The organism is Corallococcus sp. AB018 (assembly GCF_003986945.1).
Taxonomy (GTDB): domain Bacteria; phylum Myxococcota; class Myxococcia; order Myxococcales; family Myxococcaceae; genus Corallococcus; species Corallococcus exiguus.
In genome coordinates this window covers 44,792-52,613 of the sequence record NZ_RAWR01000038.1, presented here as the reverse complement: position 1 = coordinate 52,613, position 7,822 = coordinate 44,792, and the positions used below count along the sequence as shown (strand labels likewise).

General features: G+C 71.2%; 7 protein-coding genes. 3 read left to right on the top strand and 4 right to left on the bottom strand.

The window, feature by feature from the left end; genetic code table 11:
- The coding region (locus D7Y11_RS10945) for an FHA domain-containing protein (RefSeq protein WP_233607254.1) at positions 1–878 on the top strand (878 nt) is incomplete at its 5' end.
- Positions 879–936: 58 nt separating this feature from the next.
- Here D7Y11_RS10945 and D7Y11_RS10940 read toward each other — a convergent pair.
- A complete protein-coding gene (locus D7Y11_RS10940; RefSeq protein ID WP_120575129.1) occupies positions 937–2,613 on the bottom strand; it encodes a serine/threonine-protein kinase in 1,677 nt (558 codons plus the stop codon).
- A gap of 111 nt (positions 2,614–2,724) precedes the next feature.
- Between D7Y11_RS10940 and D7Y11_RS10935 the strand changes: the two genes are divergently transcribed.
- The gene (locus D7Y11_RS10935; RefSeq protein WP_014395768.1) at positions 2,725–3,492 is read left to right on the top strand and encodes an FHA domain-containing protein; all 768 of its coding nucleotides are present in this window, start codon (positions 2,725–2,727) and stop codon (positions 3,490–3,492) included.
- A 76-nt stretch (positions 3,493–3,568) separates the two neighbouring features.
- Here D7Y11_RS10935 and D7Y11_RS10930 read toward each other — a convergent pair whose 3' ends face one another.
- Positions 3,569–3,931 carry a TraR/DksA C4-type zinc finger protein gene (locus tag D7Y11_RS10930; protein WP_120564404.1) on the bottom strand — a complete coding sequence of 121 codons (363 nt, stop codon included), beginning with the start codon at positions 3,929–3,931 and terminating at the stop codon, positions 3,569–3,571.
- A 125-nt stretch (positions 3,932–4,056) separates the two neighbouring features.
- Between D7Y11_RS10930 and D7Y11_RS10925 the strand changes: the two genes are divergently transcribed.
- Complete coding sequence (locus tag D7Y11_RS10925) at positions 4,057–4,938, top strand: diadenylate cyclase (protein ID WP_120575128.1); 882 nt, start codon at positions 4,057–4,059, stop codon at positions 4,936–4,938.
- A gap of 10 nt (positions 4,939–4,948) precedes the next feature.
- Here the strand turns inward: D7Y11_RS10925 and D7Y11_RS10920 are convergent, their stop codons facing one another.
- Together D7Y11_RS10920 and D7Y11_RS10915 are read right to left on the bottom strand one after the other, a co-directional pair.
- On the bottom strand, positions 4,949–5,518 hold the full coding sequence (locus D7Y11_RS10920) for a PspA/IM30 family protein (protein WP_120575127.1): 570 nt from the start codon (positions 5,516–5,518) through the stop codon (positions 4,949–4,951).
- A gap of 17 nt (positions 5,519–5,535) precedes the next feature.
- Positions 5,536–7,818 carry a vWA domain-containing protein gene (locus D7Y11_RS10915; RefSeq protein WP_121755159.1) on the bottom strand — a complete coding sequence of 761 codons (2,283 nt, stop codon included), beginning with the start codon at positions 7,816–7,818 and terminating at the stop codon, positions 5,536–5,538.
- Positions 7,819–7,822: the final 4 nt, after the last annotated feature.

The following is a 7,822-nucleotide window of genomic DNA, read 5'->3' as shown; positions in this document are numbered from 1 at the left end:
CCGCCCAGGGGCTGATGGTGGAGGCCCGCCGGGCCGCGCCGCCGGCCACGGGGACGCCGCCTCCTCCCCGAGCGGGCTACGGGCCGGCCCTGCCGCCCGCGAACACCCGCCCGCCTCCGCCCGTGCCGGACAACGCCCTGCCCCCTCGCGGCGGTACGGGAGCCACGGCGCCGGTTCCGGCGGGTACGCCTCCCGCGACGACGGGCGCCACGGCGCGTCCTCCGCCCGTGGCGTCGCGCTTCGGGTTGGCGGTGATCGCCGGGACGACGCGCGGCCAGCGCTACAAGCTGCCGGTGACGGGCTGCGTGGTGGGCCGCCAGCGCGGCGCCATCCTCTTCCCGGACGACGTCTTCGTGTCGCCGCTGCACGCCACCTTCCTGGTGAAGGACGGCGCCCTCTACGTGCGCGACGAGTCGAGCGCGTCGGGCGTCTACGTCACCTTCGCCGGCACGGAGCCGCTGGCGCCGCGTGCCCTCTTCAGCGCGGGCCAACGGCTGTTCCGCTTCACCGGCCGCGTGGAGTCCCCCGCGCCCGTGGCGGGCCGGCCCACCCCGTATGGTTCGCCCGCGCCGCTCGGCCAGGCGCTGTACGGCGTGGAAGAGGTTCACATGGGTGGCAGGGCGGGCCGCGCGGTGGTGACGGCCGCGGCGCTGCTCACCATCGGACAGGCCCACTGCGACCTGGCGTACCCGAATGACGAGGGGCTCGCCGGCCGGCACTGCGAGCTGAGCCCCACGGCGACCGGCGCGATGCTGCGCGACCTCTCCGGCGGCCTGGGCACCTTCGTGCGCATCCCGCCCGCGACGGAGCGCCCCCTGCGTCCGGGCGACCGCGTCCGCCTGGGCCAGCACGTCATGCAGGTCGAAACGCTGGGCTGACGGGAAGCGGCCCGCGCGGCACCGGGCCGAGTCGGTCCGGGCCGGGTACTACCGGCACTCAGGGCGACGAGGGGCGCGCCACCGGGCTGCCGAGCCGGACTTCGATGTACGCGCGCGCACGCGAGTCGGGCATGTCGGTCAGGTGACGCACCCACCAGCCGCGGGCCTCGTCCGTGTTGTCGCGCTGCCAGTACAGCTCACCCAGCTTGAGGGCCAGCTCCGCTTCCGGGTTGAAGTTGAAGGCCTCCTTGTAGCTGGAGGTCGCGCGGCCCAGCTCCCCGGCCATCACGTCGCGGTCCCCGTCCTGCGTCAGCTTGCGCGCCTTGTCCACGTTGCGCGCGTTGCTGGGGATCTGCCGCAGGTAGTCCGGCTGATCCGAACCGGAGGTGAGCAACCGGGGCGCGTTGGGCGGCGCCACGTACTGGTTGCCTTCGGAGCCGCTGCCCGCGCCAATGCCGAAGTAGTAGACGAAGAAGCCCACCGCCCCCAGCACCAGCACGGTGGTGAGCGCCTTGAAGAAGAGGATGATGCCGTCGCCGCCACCGGAGGCGGGCGCGGCCACGGAGGTCCGGGTGCCCTCCTGCGCGAGCGTGGACTCCTCGGAGACAGGGGTGCGCGAATGCGGCAGGCCCTGCACGGTGGCTTCCACCGTCACGTCGTTCCAGGCCGTGTTGTTGCGGGCGGCGTTGTGCGCGGCCTGGGACTTGCGCGGGATGGGGGCCAGCACGCCAGAGGCCTGGGGACGGCGCCCGCCCGTGTCGTTGGCGGCGGCCCCTCCGCGACGGCGCTCCTTGTCGACGGCGAGCAGCTCCGCCTTGAAGGCCCCGGCGTTGGCCGGCCGGTCATCCGGGTCCTTGGACAGGACGCGGAGGATCAGCCGCTCCATGCCCGGGGAGATGCGCGCATCAGGACGGCGGCGCGTGGGCGGGGGCGGCTCCTCGGTGAGGTGCTTGGTGGCGAAGCCCACCGCCGAGTCGGATTCGAAGGGGAGCAGGCCCGTCGTCAGCTGGTAGAGGATGACGCCCACCGCGTACAGGTCCGAGCGGTGATCCAACACCGCGCCCCGCGCCTGCTCCGGCGACATGTACTCGGGGGTGCCGCACACGAAGCCTGCGCGCGTGAGGGCCGGGCCCTCGTCCTGCGAGTCGGTGATCTTCGCGATGCCGAAGTCCAGCACCTTCACGAAGTCCGGCTCGTTGCGGCGCTGCTCCACCATGATGTTTTCGGGCTTGAGGTCCCGGTGGATGACGCCCGCGCCGTGCGCGTCCGACAGCGCGCTCAGGATCTGGAGGGCGATGCGCACCACGCGCGCCTCGCCCAGCGGCCACTCGCGGCTGAGGATCTGATGCAGGTCCTGCCCGGCCACGTACTCCATCGCGATGAAGAGCGCGCCGTCGTCGGCCTGGCCGAAGTCCAGCACGCTGATGGAGTTGGGGTGGTTCAGGCGGCTGGCGGCCTTGGCCTCGCGCTGGAAGCGCGCGACGGTGCGCTCGTCCGACAGCAGCGTGTGGCGCAGCACCTTCAGCACCACCACCTTGTCCAACGCGAGCTGCCGGGCGCGGTACACCTTGCCCATGCCGCCCTCGCCGATGAGGGCTTCCACCCGGTACTTGGAGGCAATCGTCTTGCCCACGTATTCGTCGCCGCCCTCCGCCGAGCGCAGGAGCGTCGCGCCGCAGGCGGGGCAGTAACGGGAGGAGTCTTCGGCGTCGGCGCCGCAGGAAGGGCAGTACACGTCAGCGTCCAGTCAGTGGGCCCGGGACTTCACCATGCCCCTCGGGTGGGGGCAAGCCGTACGCTGTCGGGCCCCCCAACGCGGCTCGGGCCTGCTAGAAGGGCAACTCGCATGGACGCCGTGGACTATTGCCCCCGCTGTGACACCGAGAATTCCCGGGATGCCACTGTCTGCCGAGCTTGCGGCTCGGCGCTGCGCTCCGGAACCATGGTGATGGCCGTGGCGCACATCTCGTCGCGCCCACAGGTGTCCATCCGCGTGGTGCGCGCGGACGGCGGCCCTGAAGCGCTCGTGCGCATGCAGCGCGACACCCTCACCTGCGGCCAGCAGGCGGACATCGCGCTCAACGACGACCCGTTCATCATGCCCGTGCAGGCGCGCTTCTTCTTCTCCGGCGCCCGGCTCGCCATCGAGGACGTGGGCGGAGCCAACGGCGTCTTCGTGCGCCTGCGCAATGAGCGCGAGCTGCCCGCCGGCGGTGAGCTGCGCCTGGGCCGTCAGCGCATGGTGCTGGAGCCCATCCCCGCCGCGGCGTTGGGGCCCGGCGGCACGCAGGTGTGGGGCTCGCCGGATCCCGGCTACCGGCTGCGGCTCATCCAACTGCTGGAGGGCGGCCTGCGCGGCGCGGCCTTCCCGCTCAAGGACGGCGACAACCTGCTGGGTCGTGAGCAGGGCGACATCGCCTTCCCCACGGACGGCTTCGTGTCCGGGCGGCATGCGCTGCTGCAGGTCCGCGGGGACCGGCTGATGGTGCGCGACGTCGGCTCGTCCAACGGCACCTTCATCCGCCTGGCGGGGCCGACCTTCGTCGACAACGGCGACCACTTCCTCATCGGCCGTCAGCTGCTGCGGGTGGAAATCCAGCCCGCGGCGGCCTGAAGCAACGGCGCTTCGCTCGACAGGCGCGGACCGCACGGGCATCGGAGCCCCGTGCGGCCCGGTGAAGCCACGGCCTTTAGCCGTAGGACTTCTCCTTCTTCTCCTGCTCTTCCTTGCAGCGGATGCAGAGCGTCGTCACCGGACGCGCATCCAGACGCTTGGGGGAGATGTCCTCCTCGCAGCGCTCGCAGATGCCGAAGGTGCCGTCCTCCACGCGCTTGAGGGCGCCGTCGATCTTCTGCAGGAGGAACTTCTCGCGGTCCCTCAGACGGAAGACCATGGACTGGGTGTACTCGGAAGCGGCCTGGTCGATTTCGTCAGGCAGGTCGTCCGTGTCGAAGGACGATTCCTCCACCAGGGTCTTCTTCGCGCTTTCGAGCAGGCTCGTTTTGCTGTCCTCGAGCATCTTCTTGTAACGCTTGAGATCTTTCTGGTTCACAGCCTGCGGCTCCGTTGGACGGGTAGAGGGGGCCTGACCCCGAAAAAAAGGGCCCGAAAGCTTTATTCATGCAGTTCCCAGTGTCAAGCTGACCTGCTTTAAAACGTGGGTGCACGAGGGGCGCCTTGAGCGACAACACGAAGTTCGATCGGGAATTCTTGCGCTCGGCGCTCTCCCTGGCCGCCAAAAGCGACGTCGACCACTTCCTCTACATCTGCGACACGCCCATTTCGCCGGACGACCTCCGGGGTAAGCCCGCACGCAAGAAGCTGGTGTACGCAGTGACCTTGGAGCCGCTGGCGCAGGAGCTCCTGCGCAAGAAGGCCCGCGCGCTCGTCATTCCCGCGTATGACTACTCGCGCACGGAGCGCGTGAAGGTGGCGCTCGTCTCCGCGCTGTCCCAGGGAGCGTTCAAGGAAGGCGACCTCGTGCTCTGCATGACGGGAAAGGTGGGCCGCGCTCCGGACATGCTGATGCAGATGCGCATCGGAGGATCGCTGGACGACCGGCTGGCCATCGAGGGCGTGAAGCTGGGCGAGGAGTTCAACTCGCAGGTGGTGGACGCGCTGATTCAACTGGCGCTGCAGATTGGCCAGGAGGGCTTCGAGGGCCACCCCATCGGGACCATCATCACGATTGGCGACCACACGAGCGTGCTGGAGAAGAGCCGGCAGCTCACCATCAACCCGTTCCAGGGCCTGTCGGAGTCCGAGCGCAACGTGCTCGACCCGAAGATTCGCGACGCCATCAAGAACTTCTCCGTGCTGGACGGCGCGTTCGTCATCCGCGAGGACGGCGTGGTGCTGGCCGCGGGCCGCTACCTGTCCGCCAACGACGACACGGTGAAGATTCCCCTGGGTCTGGGAGCGCGCCACGCGGCCTCCGCGGGCATCACGTCCTCCACCCACTGCATCGCGCTCACGGTGAGCCAGACCTCCGGCGCGGTGCGGCTCTTCAAGGGCGGCAACATCGTGCTGGAGCTGCACCAGACAGCGCGGCGGACCTGAGCGCCCTGCCCTACTTCACGCGCTCGGGCGCGGCGTGGGGCTGGTGCTCCTCGCGGTAGATGTCCGCCAGGGCGTGCGCCTTCTCCACCTCGTCGCGCGCCGCATCCAGCGCCATCACCCGGTCGAAGCGCTCCACCTGCTCGCGCAGTGCCTCCGTGACGACACCACCCGCGGCCATGCGCGCGGATGCACTTTCCCGCTCGATGCGCAGGTCCACCACGCGCTCGCCCAGCTCGCCGGCCGCGCCGAGCAGCAGCGCCGAGTCCCGCTCCGCGCGCCGCAGCGATTCCCGCGTGGATTCCAACAGGCGTTCCGTCTGCACGCGGTCGCGCTCCAGCACGCCCACGCCCTTCGCGTCTCCCCGGTCATGCGCCGTCTGACGCCGTCCAGCGATGTCGCCCAGGCGGGCCGTGTAGCGCGTCACTCCCCGGGAGAGCTCGCCCTTGAGGGCCAGCAGCGTGGCGGCGGACTTGCGCACCTCGGCCGCCTGACGCTCCAGGTCCTCGATGAGCCGGTCGAACGTGGCCAACGGGTCCACGGGCGCCGCGGGTGTCTTCTTGCGTTTGAGGAAGCCGAACATGGCGCGTGCCTTGAAGCCTACCCGAACGGGCGGCAGAGCAACCGCACGCGTTCCAACGCCTCGGCCACCGGACGCCCTCCGCCGGACAGCACGGCCAGGTAGCGCGCGGGCGTGAGTCCGTAGACGGACAGCAGGTGCTGCAGGAGCACCACGCTCTCCGTCGCGCGCCGGTCCGCGGAGGCGAGCGACGCGGCCTCGCCCACCGCCTCCAGGATGTCCGTCACCCGCGCCACCAGCTCCGCCCCGGGCGTCTCCGGCACGGTGGACGCCGCGGGAGTGGATGGGAAGAGCGCGTCGAACGAGGCCTCCACGGCCACGCCCGCCCCGGGCGCGCGGCCCGCCGCCACCGCCTCCAGCGCGTCCAGGTGCGGGGCCAGGGCCTCCAGGGCCTCCAGCGAGGCCGGCACGTCGCGAGGCAGGAGCGTGCGCCAGGGCGTGTCGAACTCCGTGCGCGCCCAGCGGATCTCCTCGTCGGAGAGCGGGTGGTAGAAGGCGCGGCCTCCCGCGGCGCGCTGCTCCAGCACCAGGGACTTGAGGTCCGGGTTCTCCTCTCCCAGCGAGATGAAGCTCAGCGCGATGTCCAGGGCCCCCATGGGCGCGCGCGTACGGCGGATGAGGTCCAGGTCCACGCGGTCCTCGCCGTCGGTGATGAGCACCACCGTGGCGCGAGCGAGGTACGGGTCGCGCCCCTGCGCGGCGCGGATGGAGTCGAAGGCGGACAGGAGGGCCAGCGAGATGTCCGTCTGCCCCTCCGCGGGAGAGTCCCGGAAGAGCTTCTCAATCTGCCGGGTCGCCTCCGCGGCGGTGTCCACGCGGGCCAGCTCCGTGGGCACGTCGTTGAAGAAGCTGAAGTAGAGCGGATCGAAGTTCTCTTCGCGCCGCGCCTTCACGCGCAGGTTGTTCAGCTCCGCGATGATCAACGCGTCACGGAAGCGCGCCCGCGCGCCGTGCATGGAGCCGGAGGCGTCACAGACGTAGACGCGCACGGCGGTGCGCTTCACCTTGCGCGGCTTGGGGGGCGGCGCGTCGTCCAGGTACGTGCGCACGAGCTGCCGGTGCCCCGCGAGGTCCTGGAGCAGGCGCCGTGGATCGGTGATGACGAAGTGGTGGATCTCATCCAGGCTGCCCGTCGTATCGAACGACATCGTCTGCGTCGGATAGGGCACCTGGCGCGGGACGGCCCGCACGGCGGCGGCATCCTTCTCGACGATCTCCTCCGACAACGCGTCCTCCACGTCGAAGAAGCGCGCGCACCCCGCCGCCAGGTCGAACGTGGCCAGCTGTTCCGGCTTCAGTGAGAACGCCAGGTCCGCGAGCTGCTCGTCCGGAGCGTCTTCCGCCTCGCGTCCGGAGTCGGCCTCGGCATCCGCCTCCCCCAGCCACTGCAGCCGCGTGCCCGCCTCCGCCTCCTCCACCATCCGCGTCAGCCGGGACTCCGGGGGAAGCAGCGGCGTCAGCGCGCGCCGGGCCGCCGAGGCCAGCTCCGCGTCTCCCGCTTCGATGGCGCGCTCGTAGAGGCCCTGCAACGAACGGTAAGCCTCCCGGGGATCCTCCTGGGCGGCCTTCCTCACGCCGCGCACCAGCGCCTCCAGGGAGCGCGTGGGCGGCACCTCGCGCACCCGCTCGCGCGCCTCCGCCACGTCGGTGCGCAGCGCCATGCTCCGCGCGCGATCCGCGTCCGTGGTGCCCAGGCGAAGCAGCATCTCGTGGGCCAGGTCCAGGTCGCGCCGCTTCTGCACCAGGTCGATGACGTTGTCCCGAGCACGAGCGGCCAGCAGCTCCGCGACGGCCAGGCGCGCATTGGCCGGGGGCCGCTCCCGGGTCGTCCCCGCCGGGCGCTCGAAGATCTCGAACGGCGCGTTCTCAGCGCCCTGAGCCTCCAGCGGCCGGCTGAAGAGATCCGCCACTTTCACCGCGCGGGCCAGCCGCACGAAGCCGCGGTCCAGCGCGGTGAGGGCCCCCGAAGGCATCTCGCCGGAACGGTGCGCCTTCTCCACCAGGCGCAGGCACTCCTCGTACTCCTCCAGGGCCTGGTTCGCGCGCGTCGCGAGCCCCTGCGCGAGCGCCCCCGCCCTGCCCCGCTGGGTGCCCAGCGCGAGCAACAGCCGGGCATCCGCGGCGGTGTGGACGCCCACGCGATCCAACTCGCGGTCGAGCGCCACGAGCACCGGCAGGCCCATGTCCTCCGGCCCCTTCAGCTTGCGGCCGAAGGGCCAGGACCACGGGCCGCCACGGGCCGCCACGGGCTGGCGGAGCGCATCCAGGCGCTGCCGCAGGGGAGTGAGCCGACGCGCCAGCACGTCT

Coding starts and splice junctions, on each gene's coding strand:
- D7Y11_RS10935 (WP_014395768.1), top strand. CDS start 2,725: ATGGACGCCGTGGACTATTGCCCCCGCTGTGACACCGAGAATTCCCGG.
- D7Y11_RS10920 (WP_120575127.1), bottom strand. CDS start 5,518: ATGTTCGGCTTCCTCAAACGCAAGAAGACACCCGCGGCGCCCGTGGAC.